16 protein-coding genes and 1 riboswitch are annotated in these 23470 nt (G+C 72.1%); of the genes, 10 read left to right on the top strand and 6 right to left on the bottom strand.

Annotated elements, in window-relative coordinates:
- Positions 1-165: 165 nt before the first annotated feature.
- On the bottom strand, positions 166-1836 hold the full coding sequence (gene thiC / locus ACG83_RS02570) for a phosphomethylpyrimidine synthase ThiC (RefSeq protein ID WP_235497735.1): 1671 nt from the start codon (positions 1834-1836) through the stop codon (positions 166-168).
- Between the two features lie 224 nt (positions 1837-2060).
- Positions 2061-2182, bottom strand: a riboswitch (TPP riboswitch).
- Between the two features lie 70 nt (positions 2183-2252).
- Here thiC and ACG83_RS45210 point away from each other — a divergent pair.
- Positions 2253-3134, top strand: a complete 882-nt coding sequence (locus ACG83_RS45210) for a hypothetical protein (protein WP_158230815.1) — start codon at positions 2253-2255, stop codon at positions 3132-3134.
- 349 nt (positions 3135-3483) lie between these two features.
- Positions 3484-4368 (top strand): L,D-transpeptidase family protein, encoded by an 885-nt coding sequence (locus ACG83_RS02560; RefSeq protein WP_054565363.1) that lies wholly within the window; start codon positions 3484-3486, stop codon positions 4366-4368.
- Between the two features lie 177 nt (positions 4369-4545).
- Here ACG83_RS02560 and gnd read toward each other — a convergent pair whose 3' ends face one another.
- Positions 4546-5562: a phosphogluconate dehydrogenase (NAD(+)-dependent, decarboxylating) gene (gene gnd, locus ACG83_RS02555; RefSeq protein WP_054564532.1), complete on the bottom strand. Its 1017-nt coding sequence runs from the start codon at positions 5560-5562 to the stop codon at positions 4546-4548.
- Positions 5563-5883: 321 nt separating this feature from the next.
- On the opposite strand from gnd, the gene ACG83_RS02550 reads away from it, so the two are divergent.
- Positions 5884-7383: an NAD(P)/FAD-dependent oxidoreductase gene (locus ACG83_RS02550; protein ID WP_054565362.1), complete on the top strand. Its 1500-nt coding sequence runs from the start codon at positions 5884-5886 to the stop codon at positions 7381-7383.
- 44 nt (positions 7384-7427) lie between these two features.
- Here ACG83_RS02550 and ACG83_RS45925 read toward each other — a convergent pair whose 3' ends face one another.
- Both ACG83_RS45925 and ACG83_RS02545 read right to left on the bottom strand, forming a co-directional pair.
- Positions 7428-7571, bottom strand: a complete 144-nt coding sequence (locus ACG83_RS45925; protein WP_198955634.1) for a GPGG-motif small membrane protein — start codon at positions 7569-7571, stop codon at positions 7428-7430.
- A 113-nt stretch (positions 7572-7684) separates the two neighbouring features.
- The gene (locus ACG83_RS02545) at positions 7685-9487 is read right to left on the bottom strand and encodes a glycerol-3-phosphate dehydrogenase/oxidase (RefSeq protein WP_054564531.1); all 1803 of its coding nucleotides are present in this window, start codon (positions 9485-9487) and stop codon (positions 7685-7687) included.
- Between the two features lie 659 nt (positions 9488-10146).
- Here ACG83_RS02545 and ACG83_RS02540 point away from each other — a divergent pair.
- Together ACG83_RS02540 and ACG83_RS02535 are read left to right on the top strand one after the other, a co-directional pair.
- On the top strand, positions 10147-11319 hold the full coding sequence (locus tag ACG83_RS02540) for an acyl-CoA dehydrogenase family protein (RefSeq protein WP_054564530.1): 1173 nt from the start codon (positions 10147-10149) through the stop codon (positions 11317-11319).
- Positions 11320-11343: 24 nt separating this feature from the next.
- A complete protein-coding gene (locus tag ACG83_RS02535) occupies positions 11344-12564 on the top strand; it encodes an acyl-CoA dehydrogenase family protein (RefSeq protein ID WP_054564529.1) in 1221 nt (406 codons plus the stop codon).
- 153 nt (positions 12565-12717) lie between these two features.
- Here the strand turns inward: ACG83_RS02535 and ACG83_RS02530 are convergent, their stop codons facing one another.
- Positions 12718-14364: a glycerol-3-phosphate dehydrogenase/oxidase gene (locus ACG83_RS02530; RefSeq protein ID WP_054564528.1), complete on the bottom strand. Its 1647-nt coding sequence runs from the start codon at positions 14362-14364 to the stop codon at positions 12718-12720.
- Positions 14361-15107 (bottom strand): TetR/AcrR family transcriptional regulator, encoded by a 747-nt coding sequence (locus tag ACG83_RS02525; protein ID WP_054564527.1) that lies wholly within the window; start codon positions 15105-15107, stop codon positions 14361-14363. Before ACG83_RS02525 ends, ACG83_RS02530 begins: the two co-directional genes overlap by 4 nt.
- Before the next feature lie 153 nt (positions 15108-15260).
- Between ACG83_RS02525 and ACG83_RS02520 the strand changes: the two genes are divergently transcribed.
- The 5 genes from ACG83_RS02520 (at position 15261) to ACG83_RS02500 (ending at position 23348) form a co-directional block, all read left to right on the top strand.
- The gene (locus ACG83_RS02520; protein ID WP_054564526.1) at positions 15261-16970 is read left to right on the top strand and encodes an FAD-binding oxidoreductase; all 1710 of its coding nucleotides are present in this window, start codon (positions 15261-15263) and stop codon (positions 16968-16970) included.
- Positions 16971-17074: 104 nt separating this feature from the next.
- Entirely contained in the window at positions 17075-17482 is a 408-nt protein-coding gene (locus tag ACG83_RS02515; RefSeq protein ID WP_063792966.1) for a hypothetical protein, read from the top strand.
- A gap of 46 nt (positions 17483-17528) precedes the next feature.
- Positions 17529-18350, top strand: a complete 822-nt coding sequence (locus ACG83_RS02510; protein WP_054564524.1) for an SDR family oxidoreductase — start codon at positions 17529-17531, stop codon at positions 18348-18350.
- 324 nt (positions 18351-18674) lie between these two features.
- The gene (locus ACG83_RS02505) at positions 18675-20216 is read left to right on the top strand and encodes a DUF2993 domain-containing protein (protein ID WP_054564523.1); all 1542 of its coding nucleotides are present in this window, start codon (positions 18675-18677) and stop codon (positions 20214-20216) included.
- A gap of 606 nt (positions 20217-20822) precedes the next feature.
- Positions 20823-23348 carry an ATP-binding cassette domain-containing protein gene (locus tag ACG83_RS02500; protein ID WP_054564522.1) on the top strand — a complete coding sequence of 842 codons (2526 nt, stop codon included), beginning with the start codon at positions 20823-20825 and terminating at the stop codon, positions 23346-23348.
- Positions 23349-23470 lie beyond the last annotated feature (122 nt).

The raw sequence follows: 23470 nt of genomic DNA, 5'->3' as shown, positions 1-23470 counted from the left end.
TTTGGTCGTCAGAACGACCAAAATTCCATGTTCTTTGCACGGAGGCTCGGATCCGCCTGAAACGCGAACCGGCCGCCGCCCGGACGGGGGCGACGGCCGGCTGGGTAGCCCAAGGGACCGGAAACCTCAGAGATCAGCAGCCGCAGAGATCAGCAGGCTCACGTATCAGGTCGCCTGCTGGTCGGCGAGCGGCAGGTAGATGCGGGAGCCCTGCTCGGCGAACTCCCGGGACTTCTCCGCGAGCCCGGCCTGCACGGCCTCCTCGGTCTCGAGGCCGTGCTCGGCGGCGTACTTGCGGACGTCCTGGGTGATGCGCATCGAGCAGAAGTGCGGGCCGCACATGGAGCAGAAGTGCGCGGCCTTCGCCGGCGCCGCCGGGAGTGTCTCGTCGTGGTACTCCCGAGCGGTCTCCGGGTCCAGCGAGAGGTTGAACTGGTCGTCCCAGCGGAAGTCGAACCGGGCGTCGGAGAGAGCGTCGTCCCAGGCCTGCGCGCCCGGGTGCCCCTTCGCCAGGTCCGCCGCGTGGGCGGCGATCTTGTAGGCGATTACGCCGGCCTTGACGTCCTCACGGTCCGGCAGGCCGAGGTGCTCCTTGGGGGTCACGTAGCAGAGCATCGCCGTGCCGTACCAACCGATCATCGCCGCGCCGATCGCGGAGGTGATGTGGTCGTAGCCGGGCGCGATGTCGGTGGTGAGCGGACCGAGCGTGTAGAAGGGCGCGTCATGACACAGCTCGGCCTGCAGGTCCATGTTTTCTTTGATCTTGTGCATCGGGACGTGGCCCGGGCCCTCGATCATCACCTGGACGTCGTGCTCCCACGCCACCTGGGTCAGCTCGCCCAGCGTGGCCAGCTCCGCGAGCTGCGCGGTGTCGTTCGCGTCGGCGATCGACCCGGGGCGCAGCCCGTCACCGAGGGAGAAGGTGACGTCGTAGGCGCGCAGGATCTCGCAGAGCTCGGCGAAGTTCGTGTAGAGGAAGTTCTCCTGGTGGTGGGCGAGGCACCACGCGGCCAGGATCGAGCCACCCCGCGACACGATGCCGGTCTTGCGCTTCGCGGTCATCGGCACGTACCGCAGCAGCACGCCGGCATGGACCGTCATGTAGTCCACACCCTGCTCGGCCTGCTCGATGACGGTGTCGCGGTAGACCTCCCAGGTGAGCTCCTCGGCCTTGCCGCCGACCTTCTCCAGCGCCTGGTAGATCGGGACGGTACCGATCGGGACGGGCGAGTTGCGGATGATCCACTCGCGGGTGGTGTGGATGTTCCTGCCCGTCGACAGGTCCATCACGGTGTCGGCGCCCCACCTGGTCGCCCACACCATCTTCTCGACCTCCTCCTCGATGGACGAGGCGACGGCCGAGTTGCCGATGTTCGCGTTGATCTTTACCAGGAGGTTGCGGCCGATGGCCATCGGCTCGCTCTCCGGATGGTTCACGTTCGCCGGCAGGACCGCCCGCCCGGCGGCGATCTCGTCCCGCACCAGCTCCGGCGCCAGGCCTTCCCGAAGCGCCACGAACTCCATCTCCGGGGTGATCTCGCCCCGCCGGGCGTAGGCGAGCTGCGTCACCGCCTGGCCGGCGAGTGCCCGCCGCGGCGCGCGTGCGGAACCGATGAACAGGTCGGCCTCGGGTGCGCTCGTCCTGCTGCGCCCGTCGTCGGCGGGCTGGACGGCCCGACCTGTGATCTCCTCGGTGTCTTCGCGGTCGATGATCCAGCTGGACCGCAGTGCCTGCAGGCCCCGCCGCACATCCACCCCGGCGCCCGGGTCGGTGTACGGCCCGGAGGTGTCGTAGAGGACGAGGCTGTCGCCGGTGCTCAGCGCGACCTCGCGCATGGGCACCTGAAGGTCGGGCCGGGAACCGGTCAGATAGGTCTTGCGGCTGCCGGGGAACGGCCGGGCCAGAATTCCGTCCGCCTCGGCGCCGGCCGGGCCGGGGGTGGAGGCCGGAGTGGGGGCGGGAATCGTGGCCGTTGGCTGCTGGGACGCAAGCCCCGGCCCGGAGGAAATCGGTGCATTCTCGGACGAAGTGGACTCAGCTTGCGCGGGCTGGATGGGACGCACCACCTTTGATCACTCCCTACGCCGGAATTACCCGGACAGGTTCAGGCGGTCGGCGGCACCGGCTGTTGCCCGGCCGCCCTCTCAGCCTCCCAGGGTGGAAGCTCCCGCATCTGCCTCGACGCTACGGCAGGCGCCACCCCTTCGCCACCCCCTTGGTCATCTTCGCCAAGTTCGTCACGTACCGGTTCGTGCCATTCGCCGGACGGCTCGGCGTGGTCGGTGCAGGCGTCGGGACCAGCGGCGGGACGGATCGGGGCGAGCTCCCGCAGCGCCGCCCCGACCAGGGCGGCGACCTCCTCCGGGGTCTCCCAGAGATGTTCGGCAGGCACAGTGAGGACCACTTTCGTGGCCGAAAGCACCCGGGCCGGACCGGGTCTGCCGACGCGCACAAGCACCCGCCAGGGCCGATACCAGACGTCGAGCCGGCCGGTGGGAAGGTCGGGGGAGCCGACGGCCACTGTCTGCCCGGTGGGCAGCGAGAAGGCGATCTCGATCTGCCGGTAGAGGCGGGACAGCAGTTTCGGGGTACGGCGGCTCTGATCGTCGAGCGTCTCGCCGATCAGGGTGCGCCGGGTGATCGGCCCGCGGCGCGCCAGCGCCCGCCGCATCGCCTCGACGGTGACGAAACCCTGGCCCAGGGCATCGACGACCACGGTGCGGGCCGCGCCGCGGTCGCCGGACCACTCGGCCAGGTCGACGACGGAACGGGCCGGCACGGTGCGGGGTGGCAGCCGGGCGCGGTGCACGTCCGCCGGGGTGAGCCGGGCCGTGCGGCGGAAGGCCACGCCGGGCACCGGCGCGTTACGGCGCTCGGGTGGAACCAGCACCGTGACGACCTCGTCATCGTGGTCGACCAGACCGTCCAGCTCGGCGGCGGTGGCCCCACCGAGCACCGCTCCCTGGCCGCCCGCGAGCAGGCCAGCCCAGGCTCGCTGGACCAGGGCCGGCCCGACCGCCGTGATCAGCACTCCCGGCGCGGGCTGCCGCCACATGCCGGCGGTGACCCGCGCCCGGATGTCGGCCCGGGTGAGACCGGCGCCGATCGCGTCGCGCTCGCTGATGACACCTGACTGGAGGTCGGCGATCTCCTGCCAGGGGAGTCGGCCGGGACGGGCTGTCATACCCAGACAATGGTCATTGTCGATCCGTTGTGTCCATGGCGGGTTGCCGGCCTGTGGAAAACTACTCCTGGACTGGCTCCAGGCCCCTATTCCGTAAACGCATACAACGATTCGGTCGGGCCAGGTCGGGAGCGGTTCGAGGGCGGGTGCCGCGGGCCCGTATCGTGTGCGACCGACACCTGCGCGAAATTGTGGGTGTGTTGCCGCGCGGCAGTCTGCTTGCACGTGTGATGGTGGTGTCCAGTGCGGGGCGTGGATGTGGCCGGAGACGCGCGGCTTCGGCCCGGAGGTCGGAGGAATGTCGACACACCGAAGGTCCGGCCGGTCCTTGGGCCGCCGGAGAGGAGACGGGGGCGGCGGTCGCGTGCCCGCGCAGTCGATTGCGATCGGTTTGGCCGCGGTCAGTGCGACACTGGTGGTCGGCGCCGCCGGCGCGATACATGTGGTCGACTCCGGAGCGGATCCGGAGATTTCGGCGGCGGCCGCCCGCAGTGAGGTGCCGTCGGCCAGTCCGGCCCCGGCAGCTTACGGAGCATCCGGCCTCAAGGAAGAGGGCACGATCGGGGACATGGCAGGCGGCGCGATACCAGGTGTGGGCGATCTGATGATGTCGCGGATCCCCTCATCCACCCGGCAGGCCATCGTCGTCACCGGAGCGGACGAATCCGCGACGGTGAACCAGGTCATGCTCTGGCAGCGCACCGACGAGGATTCGCCCTGGGCGCCTGTCGGCGCCCAGATCGCGGGTCGCAACGGTGCCAACGGATGGACGCGTGATCACGTCGAGGGTGATCTGCGCAGTCCCATCGGCGTCTTCAGTCTCACCGCGGCGGGGGGGCGTTACCCGGACCCCGGCACGGCGCTGCCCTATGAGTACCGTCCGTCCTTCTACCAGGCCGGCAGTTATGACGGTGACCCGATGGGCGAGGCCTTCAACTACGTCGTGGCGATCGACTACAACCGGCTGCCGGGCCATCCGCCGTCGGATCCGACCCGCCCGCTTGGCGACTCGGCCGGGGGCGACATCTGGCTGCATGTGGACCACAACACGCCCACGCGGGGCTGCGTCAGCCTCCCGCAGGCCTCGATGGAGACCGTGCTCCACTGGTTGACGCCGAGCAGCCATCCAATGATCATCATGGGTGACCGGACGAGCGTCGAGGCCTCCGCCGACGTGCGGTGAGCGCGCCCTGCCGCCCGCGAGGGCCCCGCACCGTGTCGACAATTCACGCTGATGGGGGCGAAAGGGGCGGCAGGGTCCCTGGTGACCCGCAAGAAGTGAGGATCTCGGTTGCTGCCGCAGCCATAATCCTCACTTCTTGCTCGGCGGCACCGGCACCGGCACCAGCCGCAGCTCGGGCTAGGCCTTCTTCTCGGCGTGGCCGCCGAACTGCTTGCGCATGGCCGAGAGCAGCTTGTCCGCGAACAGCGACTCGCCCCGGGAGCTGAACCGCTCGTACAGCGACGCCGTCAGCACATGCGCCGGGACGCCCTCCTCGACGGCGGCGAGCACCGTCCAGCGGCCCTCGCCGGAGTCCGAGACCCTCCCGCTGAAGGCGGCCAGCTCCGGGTCCTCGACCAGCGCGGTGGCGGTCAGGTCCAGCAGCCAGGAGCTGACCACACTGCCGCGCCGCCACACCTCGGCGACCGCGGGGAGGTCGAAGTCGAACTGGTAGTACTCCGGATGAGCCAGCGGTGTGGTCTCCGCGTCGTGCTGGCCGGCCTGTGACCGGCCGATGCCGGCCTTCTCCAGAATGCCCATGCCTTCGGCGAAGGCCGCCATCATGCCGTACTCGATGCCGTTGTGGATCATCTTGACGAAGTGGCCTGCCCCGTTCGGGCCGCAGTGCAGATAGCCCTTTTCGGCCTGGGTGACCTCGCCTGACCGCCCGGGCGTCCGCGGCGCGGTTTCCACACCCGGCGCGATCGTCTCGAACAGCGGCTCCAGCCGGGAGAAGATCCGCGGCTCTCCGCCGATCATGAGGCAGAAGCCGCGCTCCAGGCCGAACACGCCGCCGGACGTGCCGACGTCCATGTAGTGCACGCCGCGCTCGGCGAGCTTCGCGGCCCGGTCGATGTCGTCCCGGTAGTAGGAGTTGCCGCCGTCGATGATCACGTCATCGGCCTCGAAGTGCTCGGCGAGGTCGAAAACGGTCTGGCCGGTCAGGCCGGCGGGCACCATCACCCACGCCGCCCGCGGGGTGCGCAGCGCCCCCGCGAGGTCCGCGAGTGAGTGCACACCGACGGCGCCCTCGGCGGCGAGCGCCTTCACCGCTTCCGGATTCACGTCGTAGACCACACATTCGTGCCCGTCGCGCATAAGCCGGCGAACGAGGTTCGCGCCCATCCGGCCGAGTCCGATCATTGCGAGCTGCATGTGAACTCCCGGTGGTCCTGCACGGACCGGTCGAAGGTGAGGTCCTCACCCACCATCCTGCCGTTGACCTCGAGGCACGACAGCGCGGCCTCGGTCACTGTTGGTGCATCGTGCGCCGCGTGCCGGGCCGGCGGGGCACCGGAGGGTGAGAGGGTGGGTCGCAACGGTCGCGTGCGACGGGCCGAAGGCGCCGCGGTGCTCGCAGGCCATGCCGGCTGCACGTCATGCCGGCTGCACGTCATGCCGGCTGCACGCCATGCCGGCGGTACAGCATGCCGGTCGCACACCATGCCGATCGCGCGCGACGAGGAGGGCGGACCGATGAGCAGAGGCGACGTGCCCGGGCCGGGAGATCCCGCCGGTGCCCCGGGCCAGCCCGACGTCGTGGTGATCGGGGGCGGTCCGGCGGGTGAGGTCGTCGCGGGGCGGTGCGCCGAGGCTGGGCTGTCGGTGGTGGTCGTCGAGCGGGAGCGGGTCGGCGGCGAGTGCTCGTACTGGGGGTGCATACCCAGCAAGACGCTCATCCGTCCGGGCGAGGTCCTCGCCGCGGCCCAGGTCGCGCCCGGTGCGGCTGGCGCAGCCGGTGCGGGTGGCGTACCCGGCCGGGTTGACGCGGCTGCGGCGTTCGCCCGCCGGGACGAGATGGTCGGGGGCTACTCCGACGAGGGCCAGCTGCCGTGGCTGCGTGACCGGGGCGTGGCGGTCGTGCGGGGGGTCGGCCGGCTGGCCGGTGAGCGCACCGTGGTGGTCCGCGCGGCCGACGGCGCCGAACGGACGCTGCGCCCCGACCGCGCGGTCGTGCTGGCGACGGGGACGAGGGCGACGATGCCGCCGATCCCGGGCCTGGCCGAGGCCGAGCCGTGGGACAACCGCACGGCGACCGGTGCGCGGGCGGTGCCCCGCCGGCTGGCCGTGCTCGGCGGTGGAGCGGTCGGCTCCGAGCTGGCACAGGCGTTCCGCCGGCTCGGCAGCGAGGAGGTGACCGTCATCGAGGGCGGCCCGCGGCTGCTGGCGCACGAGGAGCCGTTCGTGGGCGACGAGGTGCGCGCGGCCTTCGAGGCGGAGGGCATCATCGTGCACACCGGCCGCCGGGTGGTCACGGTCCGGCGGGACCGGCCCACGCAGGGGTCCGCCCGCGGGCCGGTCGTGGTGGGGCTGGACGAGGCCGGCGACCCCCGCCAGATCGTGGCGGACGAGCTGCTGGTCGCCGTCGGCCGTACGCCGGCCACGGCCGACCTCGGTCTCGAGGCGGTGGGCCTGTCCACCGCGCAGCACGGTTTCGTCGAGGTCGACGAGCAGCTGCGGGTCCGGGGTGTCGCGGGGGGCTGGCTCTACGCCACGGGTGACGTGAACGGCCGTGCGCTGCTCACCCACATGGGCAAGTACCAGGCACGGGTCGCGGCCGACGTCATCAGCGGCCGGGCCGATCCGGCGGGCCGGCCGGCCGCGGACCGGTGCGATCTCGCGGTGATCCCCCGGGTGACCTTCACCGACCCGCAGGTCAGCGCGGTCGGGCTGACCGAGCAGGCCGCGCGTGCCGCCGGCCTCGACGTGCGGGCGGTTGCCGTCCCGACCGGGTCGGTGGCTGGTTCGTCCGTGCGGGGAACGGACGCCGTCGGCACCTGCCAGCTCGTGGTGGATGTCGCCCGGCGGGTGCTGGTCGGCGCCACGTTCGTCGGCCATGACACGCAGGAGCTCGTGCACGGCGCGACCATCGCCATCGTCGGGGCCGTCACGCTGGAGGACCTGTGGCACGCGGTGCCGTCCTTCCCGACGGTGAGCGAGGTCTGGCTCCGCCTCCTGGAGGCCTACGGCCTCTGACCGGCCGGTGGCGCCGCAGCCACCGCGGTCGCCCACGCCGGAAATCAGGTGAACACCGAGACCCCGCCCGGACCGACGAGGAGACCGACCACGATAAGCGCGATTCCATAAAGGATCGTGCCCCGGAGCAGGGAGACGATGCCTCCGACGACGAGGACCACGGCGATCAGCCAAAGGATGAATTCCATGGTCGTCTTCTTCCAAAACAAAGGGCGACAAAACGCCGGGTCCTTGTCGAATCGGTCTCAGACCGGACCCGGTGCCGGACCGGGAACGGGCCAGCGCCGCGGTGAGCGTCCGGTCAGGCGGGAGCGGCGGCGCCGCGGCCCTCCCGCAGGTCGCGGCGGACGATCGGGCGTGGCTCCGGGGCGTCCAGCCGGGCGGCGTCGGCGGCCTCGTCGTCGGGCTGGCGCTGGGACGCGAGCTCGGCGGCGACCCGCGACCGGTAGAGCTCGATCTCCCGCGTCGTCGTCTCGGTGTTCCAGCCGAGCACCGGCGCGATGAGCTCCGCCACGAACGGAGCGGCTTCCAGCCCGCGGTCGGCGGTCTCGATCGAGATGCGGGTCCGCCGGGTCAGGACGTCCTCCAGGTGCAGCGCGCCCTCGTGCGACGCGGCGTAGACGGCCTCCGCGGCGAGGTAGGACGGCGCCCCGGGCAGCGGCTGCCCGAGCTCGGTCCGGGCCGCGACCAGTTCCAGCACCTCCTCGACGAGGGTGCCGTACCGGTGCAGCAGATGCTCCACCCGGGCGACGTGCAGCCCGACCGTGCGGGCGAGCCGTTCCCGGGCGTTCCACAGCGCCGGGTAGCCGTTCGCGCCGAGTAGCGGGATCCGTTCCGTGCACGACGGTGCGACGGTGTGGTTCAGGCCCGCGACCGCCGCGTCGACGGCATCCGCGGCCATCACCCGGTAGGTCGTGTACTTTCCGCCGGCGACCATCGTCAGGCCCGGAACCGGGCTGACCACGGCGTGCTCCCGCGACAGCTGGGCGGTCTCGTCGGACTCGCCGGCGAGCAGCGGCCGTAGACCCGCGTAGACGCCGATGATGTCGTCGGTCGTCAGCGGCGTGCGCAGCACCCGGTTCACGGTGTCCAGCAGGTAGGTGATGTCCGTGCTGGTGGCCGAGGGATGGGCGAGGTCGAGGTTCCAGTCGGTGTCGGTGGTGCCGATGATCCAGTGGCTGCCCCACGGGATCACGAAGAGCACACTCTTCTCGGTGCGCAGGATGAGCCCGGTGGAGCCGTGGACGCGGTCGCGCGGCACCACGATGTGCACACCCTTGGAAGCCCGGACCGACAGCCGCCCACGGCCGCCGACCATCGCCTGGATGTCGTCCGTCCACACGCCGGTCGCGTTGATCGTCGTGGCGGCGCGTACCTCGAGGTCGACACCGTTCTCCAGGTCCCGCACCCGGACGCCGGCCACCCGGTCGCCCTCCCGGACCAGCCCGGTGACCTGGGCGCTGGTGGCGACCAGTGCGCCGTACCGGGCCGCCGTGCGGGCGACGAACATCGTGTGCCGGGCGTCGTCGACCTGGCCGTCCCAGTACTGGATGGCGCCGACCAGCGCGTCCGGCCGCAGCGAGGGGAACTCGCGCAGGGCGGCCTTGCGGGTCAGGTGCCGGTGCAGGGGAACGCCACCACTGCGGGGGGCACCGGCGTCCCCGCCCGTTCGGGGGGCGAGGGGGGCGATGCGGCCCAGCCCCTGCCCCAGGGTGTCGTAGAGCAGGACACCGCTGCCGATGTAGGCACGTTCCCACCCGTGGTGGGTCAGCGGGAGCAGGAAGGGAATCGCCCGGACGAGGTGCGGCGCCAGGGTCTCCAGCAGCAGCGAGCGTTCCCGCAGCGCCTCGCGGACGAGCGCGCCGTTGAGCTGCTCCAGGTAGCGCAGCCCGCCGTGGATCAGCTTGCTGGACCGGCTGGACGTCCCGGCGGCGAGGTCCCTGGCCTCCAGCAGCGCGACTGACAGGCCGCGGGAGGCGGCGTCGAGCGCCACCCCGGCCCCGGTGACACCGCCACCGATCACGACGACGTCCAGCGGCTCGGCGCGCATCCGCCGCAGCGCTGCTGCCCGGTTCGCCGGGTCGAGGCGTGCGGTACCGGTCATCGTTTGTTGATCCCCCTTCGACCGTGCCTCAGGTGCCCTGGTCTGTGCTTCCTGGTGCCCTGGTTCCTGGTGTGTCCGCGGGTGTCCGGTCGGTGCGTGTCCTGCTGCAGCGTGCTCTGCTGCCGCGTGCTCTGCTGGCGCGTGCTCTGCCGGTGCGTGCCCGGACGGCGGGTCGGCGATGCTCACGTGCGGGAACGCGGACCGGGCGGCGGCGGGCGGGCACCCACCCATCGTGCCGGCAGTTGGTGCACACCGCTCACGCTGCGGTGAACATCAGGTGGAGATCGGGTACCTGCCCGGTTGCCGCCTGTCACGTCAGGTTGTCCGCCTCCATGATGCCCAGCGGGCCCCTGCCCGAGAGTTCCGATAAGTGATGAATATGTGAAATGTGGCCCGCCCTACAGGGCCTGCGGGGCTCACAGGACCTGCCCGGCGTGCATCCGTCCGTGCCGGGGCGCGGTGAAGCCCGTGCATCCGCGGGCCCGCCGTCCGGTCACGGCTTCGCGACCACCGGATTGGTCGTATCGCGCGGATGATCTCGCGGACGGCACGCAGGGGCCCCCGATGGGGGATGCTTGGGCGCGAATCGTTACCGATCTAGTCGTGCGCCGTCGGGGTACACCCTCTCGGGACGGCCCGATCCGAAAGGAGGCGGCGGCATGGACCTGACCTTCAGTGCCAAGGAGGAGGAGTTCCGCGCGGATCTCCGTGGCTGGCTCGCGGACAACATCCCCGCCGCGTGGAGCCGTCCCGGCTTCTGGGCGGGCGTGCCCGAGGACGAGGGCTTCGAGATGCGCCGTGACTGGGAGCAGCGCAAGTTCGACGCCGGGTTCGCCGGCATCGACTGGCCGACCGAGTACGGCGGCCGCGGCGGAACCCCCGGCATGAAGGCGATCTACGACGAGGAGACGGCGAGCGCCCGGGCACCGTCGACCGTCAACGCGCTCGGCCTCGCGTTCCTCGCGCCGACCATCATGGCGATCGGGACCGACGAGCAGAAGCGCGAGATCATCCGGCCGCTGCTGCGCAGCGAGGTCATCTGGTGCCAGGGCTTCTCCGAGCCGGACGCCGGCTCCGACCTGGCCTCGCTGCGCACGGCCGGGGTGGCCGACGGCCCCGAGATCATCGTCAACGGCCAGAAGGTCTGGACGACGAACGCGAGCCACGGCGACCGGATCTTCACCCTGGTGCGCACGGAGGCCGGAAGTCAGCGTCACCGCGGCCTGTCGATGCTGCTCATCGACATGCACCAGGAGGGCGTCGAGGTCAGGCCGCTGCGTCAGATGAGCGGAGCGACCGAGTTCGGCGAGGTGTTCTTCACCAACGCCCGAGTGCCCGCCACCGAGTGCCTGGGCGGCCTCGGCAACGGGTGGGCCACCGCGATGCTGCTGCTCTCCTTCGAACGGGGCGCGTCCGGGATTCTGCAGTACACGTCCTTCCGGCGTTCCTACGACGAGATCGTGCGGGCCGCCCGAGCGCTCGGGCGGGACTCCGACCCGGTGCTGCGCCAGGAGCTCGGCCGGCGGATGGTCGAGCTGGAGTGCCTGCGCTACCACGCCATGGACGTCCTGACGAAGGTGGAGCAGGGCGTCGATCTCGGCTCCGAGTCGTCGATGACGAAGCTGCAGTGGTCCGAGACGTACCAGGACCTGTTCGAGACCTTCGACGACCTGCTCGGTTCGGATGTGGCCATCGACGCGCCGCTGGCGGACCTCGACGTGACCGCACTGCAGGCCGAGGGGTTCTGGAGCAGGTCCGTGACGATCTGGGGCGGTTCGTCCCAGGTGCAGCGCAACATCGTCGCCGAGCGGGTGCTCGGCCTGCCCCGTTGAGCCCGTTCCGGAAGGATCACTGAAGTGTTCTTCGCGCTTACTGACGAGCAACGAGCGCTGGGCGACACCGTCCGGGACTTCCTGGCGGACCGCTTCGGCCTGACCGCCGTCCGGGCGGTCTTCGAGGACGCCGCCGGTGACGGGCACCCGCCGGAGCTGTGGAAGGCGGTCGGGGAGCAGGGATGGCTCGCCGTCTGCGTTCCCGAGAGCTTCGACGGGCTCGGGCTCGGCATCCTCGACGCCCAGGTGGTGGCCAGGGCGCTCGGCGCCGGTGTCGCGCCCGGCCCGTGGCTGCCGACGGTGCTGGCGGCGGAGGCCGTCCGGCTGGCCGGTTCGGACGGGCAACGCGCCGAGCTGCTGCCGCGCCTCGCCTCCGGCGAGCTGGTGGCGACGGTCGCCCTGCGCGGGCCGGGCCGGGGCTATGACGCCGCCGGTGTCGGGGTGACGGCCAGCGTCCCGGCAGAGGAGTCCGCGCCGTCCGCCGGCACCGGTGCCGAGGCCGGTGCCGAGGCCGGCCTGCTCACCGGCACCGCGTCGCCGGTCGAGTACCTGGCGGTGGCGGGCCTGGTCGTCGTCGCCGCGACCGAGCTGGGGCGGGTGGCGGCCACCTCCGCCACATCCGGCACCGGCACCGGCGCTGGCGTCGGGTCTGCTGTCGGCCTCTACCTGGTTGACCCGGGAGCACCGGGGGTGACCGTCACGCCGTTGACCAGCTACGACGGGACCACGCGGCTCGCCACCCTGGCCCTGGACGGGGTGCGGGCGCGCCGGCTGCCCGGGTCGTCGACCGTGGTTCTCGACGATCTCCTGCGCCGCGGCGCGGTGCTCACCGCGGCCGACCTCGCCGGGATCGCCCGTGAGGCGCTCACCAGGACCGTGCGCTACGACCAGGAACGGATCCAGTTCGGGCGGGCCGTCGGCTCGTTCCAGGCGCTGAAGCACCAGCTCGCGGATCTGCACGTCGCCGTGACGATGGCCGAGCACGCGGTGATGTACGCCGCGTACGCGATCGACGCGGAGCTGCCCGACCTGCTGCTGGCGGTCGCCGTGGCGAAGGCGAAGGCGAGCCAGGCGGCGCGTGACGCCACCAGCACGATGATCCAGTTCCATGGCGGCATCGGCTACACCTGGGAGCACGACGCGCACTTCTTCTACAAGCGGGCGCGCCGGCTGTACGGGGCGTTCGGCGACCCGACGGCGCACCTTGAGCGCGTCGCGGCGCTGACCGTCGACACGGTGGTCTGACCACGCTGGCCTGAGCACGGCCTGCCGACCGCCGACCACGGCCCGCCAACCGTCGACCGCCGACCACGGACCGGTGGCCGCGCCTGACTGCCCGGCCAGGTGACCTGCCGGGCGGCAGGCGGTGCGGGCGGCTCAGGCGGCGGTGCGGGCGGCTCAGCTGGTGTGGGCGGCGCGGTAGGACAGGGCGTCCCTGGCCGCGTCGAGCGCGGCTGCTCGATCGGCGGGCACGAGCCCGATGCGGGTCCGCCGATCGAGCAGGTCACCCTCGTCGAGGGCGCCCTCGTGGAGTACGGCGAAGACCAGCTCGGCGCGGGTGACGTCCACCCCGGTGGTGACCGGCTCGAGCAGCCGCGGGTCGTGCCGGGCCAGTTCCAGCACGGCCGGCGCCTGGGTGCCGTAGCGGGCGACCAGCCGGCGCGGGGCCGGCACGCTGGCGAGCGTGCGGCGGGAGGCCGCGCCAACCAGCGGGAGCCGGCCCGTCCGGCAGGGGCCGGCGTCCAGGCTGGCCTGGGCGACCGCGGCGTCCACCGCGTCCTCGGCCATCCTCCGGTAGGTCGTCAGCTTGCCGCCGACCACGGTGATCACCCGGTTGGGCCCGACATGGACGGTGTGCCGGCGGGACAGGTCTGCCGTGCGCCCGTCCGGTCCGTCCAGCAGTGGCCGCAGGCCGGCGAACACTCCCAGCAGGTCGGCACGATCCACCGGGGTGGCCAGAACCCCGGAGACCACGTTCAGCAGCTGGGTGATCTCCTGGTGGTCCGGCACGGGCTGCTCGGTGACCTCGTCGGTCGGCACGTCGGTCAGACCCACGTACACCCGGCCGTCACCCTGCGGCAGGACCAGCGCGTACCGGTTGCGCTCGCCGGGAATCGGCACCGACAGCGCGGTGGGGGTGCCGCCGAAGACCGCCGCGGGCAGCACCAGGTGGGTCCCTCGGCTGGGCCGGAGCCGGATCTCCGGCGCGAGGCCCGGCGCCCAGACCCCGGTCGCGTTCACCACGGCACGGGCCCGTAGCCGGCAGTGCCGCCCGGTGAGGGTGTCGAGTGCCTGGACGGCGATCGGGGCGGGCCCGAGACCACCGCCGGAGCGCACGCCCGCTCCCGTTCCCGTCCTGGTGCCCGTTCCCGTGTCTGTGTCCGGGCCCGTGCCCGCGTCGTCCCGCACCGCGAGGACCCGGACCCGGGTGAGGACCCGGGCGCCGAACGCCGCCGCCGTCCGGGCGATCGTGACGACCAGCCGGGCGTCGTCGACGAGCTGCCCGTCCCAGTAGAGAAGCCCACCGCGAAGCCCCGCCTCGCGCAGACCGGGGACCATGCCCAGCGTCTCGACCGCGGACAGCCGCCGCGGCGGCGGAAGCACCGTGCTCGGCGTCCGGACGCCGCGGCGCAGCAGATCACCGAAGCCCAGGCCCGCGCGGGTGACCAGCGCCGAGGTGGCCGGGACGTCCGGGGTGAGTGGCAGCACGATCGGCAGCGGATGCACCAGGTGCGGCGCGGTGCGGCGCATGAGGATCTCGCGCTCGGCCGCGCTTTCCCGCGCCAGCCGCAGGTCGCCGGAGGCGAGATAGCGCAGCCCGCCGTGCACCAGCTTCGAGCTCCACCGGCTCGTGCCGAAAGCGAGATCACCGGCCTCTACCAGGGCGACGGACAGCCCACGTGAAGCCGCGTCGAGCGCCACCCCGACGCCGGTGACGCCGCCGCCGACGACGAGGAGGTCGACAACCTCACCGCCCGCCAGCTCGGCCAGCTCGCGGGTGCGGCGCTCGGCGGTCAGCGACGCGCGTTCGAGAAGACCGGTCATTTCTGCGCTCCAGGGTGCTCGCGATGCTCGGCCGGCCGGCTCCCGCCTGGCGGTGGGCCCTCGACGACCGGAGGAGGACCTTCCGGATCCGGTGGTGACAGATATCCGTCCAACATCAGGTACAGCTCGTGTGCCAGGGTCTCCCTGGCCACCTCGTCGCCCAGCGCGCCCGCGGAGAGAACGTACGACTGCGTCGCCAACAGCACCATCCGCGCCTGGGCCGCCGGGTCGCCGGCCCGTACGGCGCCGACCGCCCGCGCCGCAGCGAGGCGCTCACGGAGCAGGTCGAGCACGAGCAGCTGGGTCGTGCCCAGCCGTTCCAGGATGTAGGGCGCCAGCAGTTCGCCGTCCGTGGCACAGATCCGCAGGAACAGCGGATTGGACTGGAATGCCTGCGCGGTCGCGACCAGGGAACGCACCAGCTCGGCGCGCGTCGCGGCCGGATCGGTGCCGGTCTCGCCGTCGCCGGCTGCCATCGCACCCGGCACCACGATCCGAGCCCATTCACGGGTCATCACGTCACGGACCAGCGAGCGCAGGTCGGGCCAGCGGCGGTAGAGCGTCATCCGGCTGACGCCGGCCTGCCGGGCGACCTCGGCGAGGGTCGTCCGGCGCACCCCGATGGTCATCAACAACGCCGCCGCGGCGTCGAGGACGACATCGTCGGGAACGACTGAGGTCGCGGGGCGCTGGGCGGCGGTAGGTGCGGCGGTGCCGGCGTGTGGGTGGGTCGGTCCATCCATCGGTCCTGCTCCTCCCCCCGCCGCTGTGCCGGCCTGCCGTGTTGAGGGTGCTCCCGAAGCGATCGTATGTGACACTGTGCCGTCAGGTGTCACAGTGTATCGACGGCGCCGTCTCGATCCAGGCAGAGCGGGCGAGCGGGCACGGGAGCGCAGATGACGTCCGAGTCGGGGGAGCACAGCGACGCACCGGGCGGCGACCCGGTCTGGTGGGGCTGGGGGGCGGCCGAGGCGCACCATCCACTGCCCGCCGCCGTCCGCGACCTGCTCGCCGCACTCGGCATCGCGGCACGCCCGAGCCCGCCGGTGGACCTCGCGGACGTCCTTCTCGCCCAGGTGCGGCTCCCGGTCGAGGTGCTGATCGAACTGCGTGCCGTCGTGGGCGCCGACCACGTGCTGGAGGACCGCGAGGCGAGGGTGCGCCACTGCCGGGGGCGCTCCACCGTCGACCTGCTGCGGCTACGCGCCGGCGACGCCTCGGACGCGCCGGATGTCGTGGTCGTCCCCGCCGATCACGCCCAGGTCCTGGCCGTGCTGCGGATCTGTTCCCACCACCGGGTGATCGTCGTCCCGTTCGGCGGTGGGACGTCCGTCGTCGGCGGGCTGGTGCCGAGCACACCGGCCGGGACGTCGCCGGCCGATGGTCCGGCGGACACCCACATCGGTGTCGTGGCTCTTGACCTGCGCCGACTCGACAGCGTGCGCGAGGTCGACCCGGTGTCGGGCACGGCGGTGCTGGGCGCGGGGCTGCGTGGGCCGGCCGCGGAGGCGCTGCTGGCCGAGCACGGGCTCACCCTCGGGCATGTTCCCCAGTCCTGGGAGTACGCCACGATCGGCGGCTTCGCCGCGACCCGCTCCAGCGGCCAGGCCTCGGCCGGCTATGGCCGGTTCGACCAGCTCGTCACCGGTCTTCGGGTGGCGACCCCGGTGGGCACCTGGGAGCCCGGGCGGGGGCCCGCCTCGGCCGCCGGGCCCGATCTGCGCCAGCTCGCGCTGGGTTCCGAAGGGGCCTTCGGGGTGATCACCGAGGTCACGGTCCGGGTGCGGCCACTGCCGCGGCGCCGCCGGTTCGAGGGCTGGCGGGTGGCGAACCTGGCCGCCGGGCTGGATCTGCTGCGCGAGCTGGCCCAACGGGACCTGCTGCCCACGGTCTGCCGGCTCTCCGACGAGGTGGAGACCGCCGCCGGCCTGGCCAACGCCGTCACCGCCGGGACGGATGTGACCGTCCCGGCGACGTCGGCGGTGACCCCCACCTCGCTGCCCGTGATCGCCGGCTGCTACCTGCTGACCGGCTACGAGGGGGGCGACGCGGACGTGACCGAGCGGGCCACCGCCGTCGGGACGGTGATCACCGCCGCGGGTGGCCTGCCGCTGGGCGAGAGAGTGGGGCAGGACTGGCTCGCCGGCCGCTTCCACGCGCCCTATCTGCGCGACGCGCTGCTCGACGAGGGCATCCTCGCCGAGACGTTGGAGACCGCCGCCTACTGGCGGGACGTGGCGCGCCTGTACGCGGCCGTCGGCCGGGCGGTGACCGACGCCATCGAGTCCGACGGGTCACCGGCCGTCGTGCTGTGCCATGTCTCGCATGTCTACCCGGCTGGAGCATCGCTGTACTTCACGATCGTCTGTGCCCAGGGACCCGACCCGATCTCCCGCTGGAGCCGGGCGAAGCAGGCCGCCGGAGACGCGATCATGGCGAACGGCGGGACGATCACCCATCACCACGCGGTCGGGACGGAGCACCGACCCTGGGTGCGGGCCGAGATCGGGGACGTGGGCGTCACGGTGCTGCGCGCGGTGAAGGCCGCGCTGGACCCGGCCGGCATCCTCAACCCGGGCATTCTGCTTCCGCCGCAGGCCGAGTAGCGCCGCGCCGCAGGCCGAGCAGCGCCGTGGGCGCCGGTCACTCCTCGGTGCCGACCTTCACCGCCGGGGAGTGACGTACCTGGTACCAGGGGTACATATGCCGGGTGAGGACATTCGCCGCCGTCATTGTGGCGCTGCTGCTGATCTCCATGGTGGTCGGCCTGGTGCTGACCGCGCTCATGATCGCCTACCGCAAGGCCGCACCCACCCGAGCCAGGAACGCGGCGGCCCGGCAGGCGGCCGCGGAGGCGGCCACCGCCACCGCCGCGACCACCGCCCCCGGCAGACGCGGTCGCGCCGCGGCCGGCGCCCGGCCGGTCGAGCGCAGGGGCGACGGTGGCCGCGGCCGGGTGTCGCGGCGCCGCCGGCTGCTAACCCAGGGGCTGCGCGCCGGGCGTCGCACGGTCGGCCGAAGCCGCTCCCGGACCCGTGCCCGCCGTGCCGGTCGCGTCGAGGACGCAGGCCGGAGGGACAGCGTGAGCACCGGATCGGGGCCCCGACCGGGCGAATGAGGGACATCGCGCCACGGCCTCCGTCGGCGCCCGTCAGGATGGCTGCATGGACAACGGCGCGGTCACGACGGATGCCGCGGACGGCAGCGCGACCGGGACTGCGGTAGGGGCCGCCGGGGCTACGACGGGGGCCGGGGCTGCGACGGGGGCCGGGGCGGCGGCTGGGGCCGGGGCGACCCGAGGGCTGGTCGTCGTCGGCCCGGGTGCCGCGTTCGGAACGGCGCTGCTGCGCAGGTTCGCCGGTGAGGGCTTCGCGCTCGGGATGATCTCCCGTTCGTCCGACACCATCTCCCGGGTGAGCGCCGAACTGGGCGAAGCGGGGCATCCGATCGCCGGCGCCGTCGCCGACGTCACCGACCAACGTGCGTTCTCGGCGGCGGTCAGCCGGCTCGCGGCGGAGATCGGTGGCCTCAACGTCCTCGTCTACAACGCGAAGCTGAGTATCCGGGGGACGGCCTTCTCGGTGCGGGCCGACTCCATGAACCAGACACTCGCGGTGAACGTGACCGGGGCGCTGATGTCCGTGCAGATCGCCGCGCCGCTGATGGCGGACCGGCCGGGAGCGACCATCCTGCTCACGGTCGCGGGCCCGCGCAGCGAGCCGGCGGCGGGCCGGTTCGCGCTCGCGGTCGGCAAGGCAGGCGTCGCGGCGATGGGCGAGTCGATGGCGCCGCTGCTTGCCGCACAGGGCATCCGTCTGCGCACCGTCGTCATCGACGGCCGGGTCGGGCCCGCCGGACCGCTGCTGCCCGACGCCGTCGCGGATCATTTCTTCGACGCGTTCGCCGCGCCGGGGGGCACCGCGTTCCGGCTCGCGCCGGCGGCGCGGCGGCGGCGAGCCAACACCCAGCTGCCCCTCGAGGTCTGAGCCCGCCGCACGCTGCCCTGCCTCGACGCTGCCCGCCACTGCGCCCGCTCTGCCCATTACCCGCTGTCAGCGGATTGGGCGGCTTGTCACGAAGTCTCGGGACGGTGCGTGACTGGTGTGCCAGCGGGTCGGAAATCCGACACGGGCGAGACACAGATGATCGCACCCGACTTCACTGTCCGCCCCTTCCACGTGCGACCATCCTTTGATGGGCCGACGGATTGGACGCCGGTTGGCGGGTCGGACGCTCTTCGACATGACCGACTGTGACACGGCGGCGCCATGCCGGGGGGCCCGGTGCGGCGCGGAGCGGGAGATGTTCCGGTGAACCACGGCCGCGGCGACGACGACGCGCAGGACCCTGCGGACGTCACCCATGTCATGCCTCCCGGCGGGCCCGCCGGGAGGGAGCACGGAACCCGGCCGACCCAGGACGTGCAGCGTCGGGCTCGGCCCGGCGCCCCCTCGGCGCCCCCGCCGCCCGCCGCCTCCTCCCGGCCCGCGGGCCCGCCGCCGCCGGCGGACGCGTTTCGCCCCGGCCGCCCGGTGCGCCCCGCGGACGAGGGTGATCAGGACGACCCGGCCGGCGGCGCGACCCAGGTGCTCGGCGACGGGGTGCTCGGCGATGCGGTGGTCGGCGATGCGACCACGGTGGTTCGGCGGGGGAGTGTCCCGCGGGCCGCCGGTGGCCGGCCTGCGGCCCCCGAGCAGTCCGGGCCGCATGCCCAGCCTGGCCTCGCTCCGGGTCTCGGCTATGACCGCCGGCCCGCCCCGGGGTACAACCAGCCCGCTCCGGGTCAGAGCCAGCCGGGTCCGGGCTACGACTGGTCGGCGCCGACGCCGGCTCCCGACCGGGCCACGACGTCGTTCGAGCGCCCGGGGCCCGGTTACGACCGGCCCGCGCACACCGGTGGTAGCTACACCGACAGCGGCGGCCATGTCCGGCCGGTGCCCGGCGGCGGTGGGTTCGGTGAGGCGGGTCGTGGTCCCGCGGAGGCCGACGTGCTGGCCGGGGGCCTGAGCGCCGAGCAGCCGCCCGGGGGGCCGGGTGGAGGTTCCGGTGGCGACCCGGGACGAGGTGGTCAGGGCGACGGTGCGGCGGCCGGGCCGCCCGCCCGCCGCAAACGGCGTCGTGGCCGCGTTCTCACGCTCGTCCTCGTGGTCCTGCTGGTGCTCTTCGTCGTGGCGGACCGGGTGGCGGTCGCGATCGCCAAGGACCAGATGGAAAAGCAGATCGCCGAAAGCGTCGCGGCGAGCCTGGAGCCGGGTGACACCCAGCCGACGGTGCGGAAGGTCTCGATCGGCGGGTTCCCGTTCCTCACCCAGGTGCTGTTCGGGAAGTTCACCAACATCGGCGTGACGATCGACGGAATTCCGACGCCCGGTCCGCGGATATCGTCCGTCGACGCGAATCTGAAGGGTCTTCATGTCCCCTTCAAGGACGCGATCTCCGACAACATCGGAGAGGTCCCGGTGGACGATGTCCGGGCGACGGTCCGGATCAGTTATGACGACCTGAACGCGTACCTGGCGAAGCAGGATCCACCCACCAAGGTCACGCCGGTCGACGGCGGCAAGAAGGTGGAGATCTCGGCGAGTGTCGCGGGCCAGCAGGTCGGCGGTGTGACCACCTTCCAGGTCGACGAGAACAAGCTCACCCTCATTCCGTCCGAGATCAAGGTGCTTGGGTTCGAGATCCCGCTGCCGGGCGGCGTCTCCATTGACTCGATTCCCATCCCGATCGCGGGGCTCCCGTTCGACCTGAACATCGTCCAGGCATCGACGGGGGCGGACGGGCTGTCACTGACCGCAACCGCGAAGGACGTCACGCTCCCGGCGGCTCCCGAGTCGACCGGCGGCAAATGAGACACGCGGTGTGGTCGATCTGGGTGGATCATCCGATTTGGTCCCCCTTTCGGGGGTGCGGATGAGCGTCCGCCAGGATCGCTACGGCGGCCTCGGCTCACCGCGGCGAGCCGAGGCGGCGCCGGTGCGGGCCTCCCGACGGCCGGTGCGATCGGCCGCCCGGCCCCTCGGTCGGGCGCGTACGGTAGCGGGTCAGATCGGCGACAGAAGTAGCTTCCGACAGTTCCCAGCGGGCATTGTCGGTGGCGCGCGGAGCGGCTCGCCTCGTCGGTGGCCGTGCCTGACTTGCCACACCCGGTCACGGATCCGGTGCCGGCAGGATAGGAAAGGCTCCGGGCGTGAACGAACGACGTGAGGAAGGTTAGAGGTGTCGACCCCAGAATCGGCTGAGGCGGTCCGCTCGACGGTGTCCGCGTCACCCGGGCTGGATCAAGGTCGGTGCGCAACGCTACGATCTGCGACATCCCGCAAGATCGGTCAAGGTAGTGAGGATCCATCGGTGGTGGCACCGTTGCCCGTCCTGTTCGGAGACCGATCCGGACGACGTGCTGAAGAGGGTTTCGGCGGGGCATCCCGGCCTGCGTCCCGTCGCGAAGGGGGAGAGACGTGCAGACGACGTATCTGAGAGTCGTCACCGAGGCCGGTGCCGCCACTGTGCCTGCAGGTGAGCCGTTCATCATCGGCCGGGCCCGTACCGCGGACTACGTCATCGCGGACAGTCGCGTCTCCCGCCGGCATCTCCTGGTCGAGCAGACGGGCGCCGGCTGGTCCGTCCGCGACATCAGCTCCAACGGCACCTGGGTCGACGGGCAGCGGATGCCCGAGTCGGTGAGCGTCCAGGGCGAGGTCCGGTTCAGGCTGGGCACGCCCAGCGGCCCCGAGGTCGTCGTCATGCCCGAGTTCCCGGCCGGCCGCGGCGGGTACGGCGAGAGCGACTACGACCCGGGCGCCTACGAGATGGAGACCATGCTCCCGGGCTCCAGCAACTACCAGCCGCCGCGGCCCACCGCGCCGACCCGAGGCCAGGGCGGCGGGCGTGGGCAGTCGGCTCAGGTGGGGCAGGGCGTACCGGCCGGCCGCGGCAGCGCCCCGCAGCAGGGCTACGACCCGGCGCAGACCCCGTCCGGCTCGACGAGCCTCGACCAGGAGCACGAGCGGCGGACCACCTACCGGCTGCGCCCGGGAACGATGACGATGGGCCGCGCCCGCGACAACGACATCGTCATCACCGACCTGCTCGCGTCACGGCGGCACGCCGAGCTCTACATCGGCCGCTCCGGCCTGCAGATCGCCGACCTCGAGTCCGCGAACGGTGTCTTCGTCAACGGCCGTCGTATCAACCGGGCGAACGTGAACCAGGGCGACGTGATCGCCGTCGGCCACCACGTCTTCCAGCTCGAAGGCGACCTGCTCGTCGAGTACCTCGACTCCGGTGACGTCAGCTTCGAGGTCGACGCCCTCAACGTCTGGGCCGGCGAGAAGCAGCTCATGCACGACATGACCTTCAAGCTTCCCGGGCGTGCGCTGCTCGGCGTCGTCGGCCCGTCGGGTGCCGGCAAGTCGACGCTGCTCAACGCGCTGACCGGGTTCCGTCCCGCCGACAAGGGCAACGTCCGCTACGCCGGCCGGGACATGTACTCCGAGTACGACGAACTGCGCCGCCGGATCGGCTACGTGCCGCAGGAGGACCTCCTGCACACCTCGCTGACCGTCCGCAAGGCGCTCGAGTTCGGTGCGGAGCTGCGGTTCCCGCCCGACACGACGAAGGCCGAGCGCCGTCAGCGCGTTGACGAGGTGCTCGCCGAGCTGGGTCTGACCCACCACGCGAACACCCAGGTCTCGAGGCTGTCCGGTGGCCAGCGGAAGCGGACGTCGGTGGCCCTGGAGCTCCTGACCAAGCCGACCCTGCTCTACCTGGACGAGCCGACGTCCGGCCTCGACCCGGGCATGGACAAGAACGTCATGGAGTCGCTGCGCAAGCTGGCGGACGACGGCCGAACGGTCATCGTCGTCACGCACAGCGTCGCCCAGCTCGACCTCTGCGACTACGTCCTGGTCCTGGCGCCCGGCGGCTACGTGGCCTACTTCGGCCCGCCGGCGGACGCGCTGCCCTTCTTCCAGGCCAGGGACTACCCCGACGTCTTCCTCACGCTGGAGGCGACCCCGGGCGCCGAGTCCGCGGCCCGCTTCCGCCAGTCGCGGTACTACGTGCCGGCGTCGGTCACGGCGCCCTCCGCGCGGCCCGCGCCGGAGGACCTGCCGTCGATCCGGCAGCAGTCGGTGGTCTCCCAGCTTGTCACGCTGAGTAGACGAATGATGGCCGTCGTCGCCTCCGACAAGTCCTATCTCCGATTGATCATCGCCTTCCCGTTCCTGCTGGGAGCCATTCCCAGAGCGATTCCCGGGGACTTGGAGGTGGTGGCTGACGGGCCCAACAGAGACGCGCCAACCGTGCTGTTGGTGTTGACTCTCTGTGCCTGTTTCATGGGTATGTCGAACTCGGTGCGAGAGATCGTCAAGGAGAGACCCATCTATCGCCGAGAACGGGCGATCGGTCTGTCCAGAACGGCCTACATCGGTTCGAAGATCGTGGTGCTGATCCTCATCACCACCCTGCAGGCCGCGGTGTTCACGACAATCGGTCTCGCCGGCCGGAAGATGGGCGACGGCCTGTTCGGCTTCCCGTTCTTCGAGGCGATGGTCGCCGTGATCGCGCTGTCACTGGCTTCCGCCATGCTCGGTCTGGTCATCTCGGCACTGGTCGACAACGCGGACAAGACGATGCCGCTGCTGGTGCTCATCACGATGGCCCAGCTGGTGTTCTCCGGCGGTCTGGTGCCCGCGGAGGGAACGGCCGGCCTGGAGCAGGCCAGCTGGATCGCGCCCGCACGATGGGGATTCGCGGGGCTGTCCTCGGTGATCGACCTGAACAAGATCTCCGGCTTCGGAGGCCCGCTGAATCCGGACTTCCCGGCCGACCCGCTCTACAGGTTCACGACCACCCAGTTCGCGATCGACATGGGGGGTGCGCTCGCCGTCGGCGTCGTCTGCGTAGTGATCACCTCCCTGCTCGTCCGCAGGATGGACCCGAAGACCAACAAGCGCCGCCCGGCCGCCGCTCCCACGCGCTGACGCGGGCTCGCCCGCGGCGGGCCGCCGTGGGTGGTCACAGCAACGAATCCGAAGGGGCGACGCTCACCCGGCACCATGCGGGCGGGCGTCGCCCCTTCGGCGTTCCCGCTCCCGGGCGGCGG

The sequence above is a fragment of the Frankia sp. R43 genome, from assembly GCF_001306465.1.
Classification (GTDB): Bacteria; Actinomycetota; Actinomycetes; order Frankiales; family Frankiaceae; genus Parafrankia; species Parafrankia irregularis.
The sequence above is the reverse complement of the archived record's forward strand: the minus strand, read 5'-3'. Positions and strand labels throughout refer to the sequence as shown.

What these genes read in the sequence shown, in the direction of transcription:
- thiC (WP_235497735.1), bottom strand. Translation starts at nt 1,836, where the DNA reads ATGCGCGAGGTCGCGCTGAGCACCGGCGACAGCCTCGTCCTCTACGAC.
- ACG83_RS02560 (WP_054565363.1), top strand. Translation starts at nt 3,484, where the DNA reads ATGTCGACACACCGAAGGTCCGGCCGGTCCTTGGGCCGCCGGAGAGGA.
- gnd (WP_054564532.1), bottom strand. Translation starts at nt 5,562, where the DNA reads ATGCAGCTCGCAATGATCGGACTCGGCCGGATGGGCGCGAACCTCGTT.
- ACG83_RS02550 (WP_054565362.1), top strand. Translation starts at nt 5,884, where the DNA reads ATGAGCAGAGGCGACGTGCCCGGGCCGGGAGATCCCGCCGGTGCCCCG.
- ACG83_RS45925 (WP_198955634.1), bottom strand. Translation starts at nt 7,571, where the DNA reads ATGGAATTCATCCTTTGGCTGATCGCCGTGGTCCTCGTCGTCGGAGGC.
- ACG83_RS02545 (WP_054564531.1), bottom strand. Translation starts at nt 9,487, where the DNA reads ATGACCGGTACCGCACGCCTCGACCCGGCGAACCGGGCAGCAGCGCTG.
- ACG83_RS02540 (WP_054564530.1), top strand. Translation starts at nt 10,147, where the DNA reads ATGGACCTGACCTTCAGTGCCAAGGAGGAGGAGTTCCGCGCGGATCTC.
- ACG83_RS02530 (WP_054564528.1), bottom strand. Translation starts at nt 14,364, where the DNA reads ATGACCGGTCTTCTCGAACGCGCGTCGCTGACCGCCGAGCGCCGCACC.
- ACG83_RS02525 (WP_054564527.1), bottom strand. Translation starts at nt 15,107, where the DNA reads ATGGATGGACCGACCCACCCACACGCCGGCACCGCCGCACCTACCGCC.
- ACG83_RS02520 (WP_054564526.1), top strand. Translation starts at nt 15,261, where the DNA reads ATGACGTCCGAGTCGGGGGAGCACAGCGACGCACCGGGCGGCGACCCG.
- ACG83_RS02510 (WP_054564524.1), top strand. Translation starts at nt 17,529, where the DNA reads ATGGACAACGGCGCGGTCACGACGGATGCCGCGGACGGCAGCGCGACC.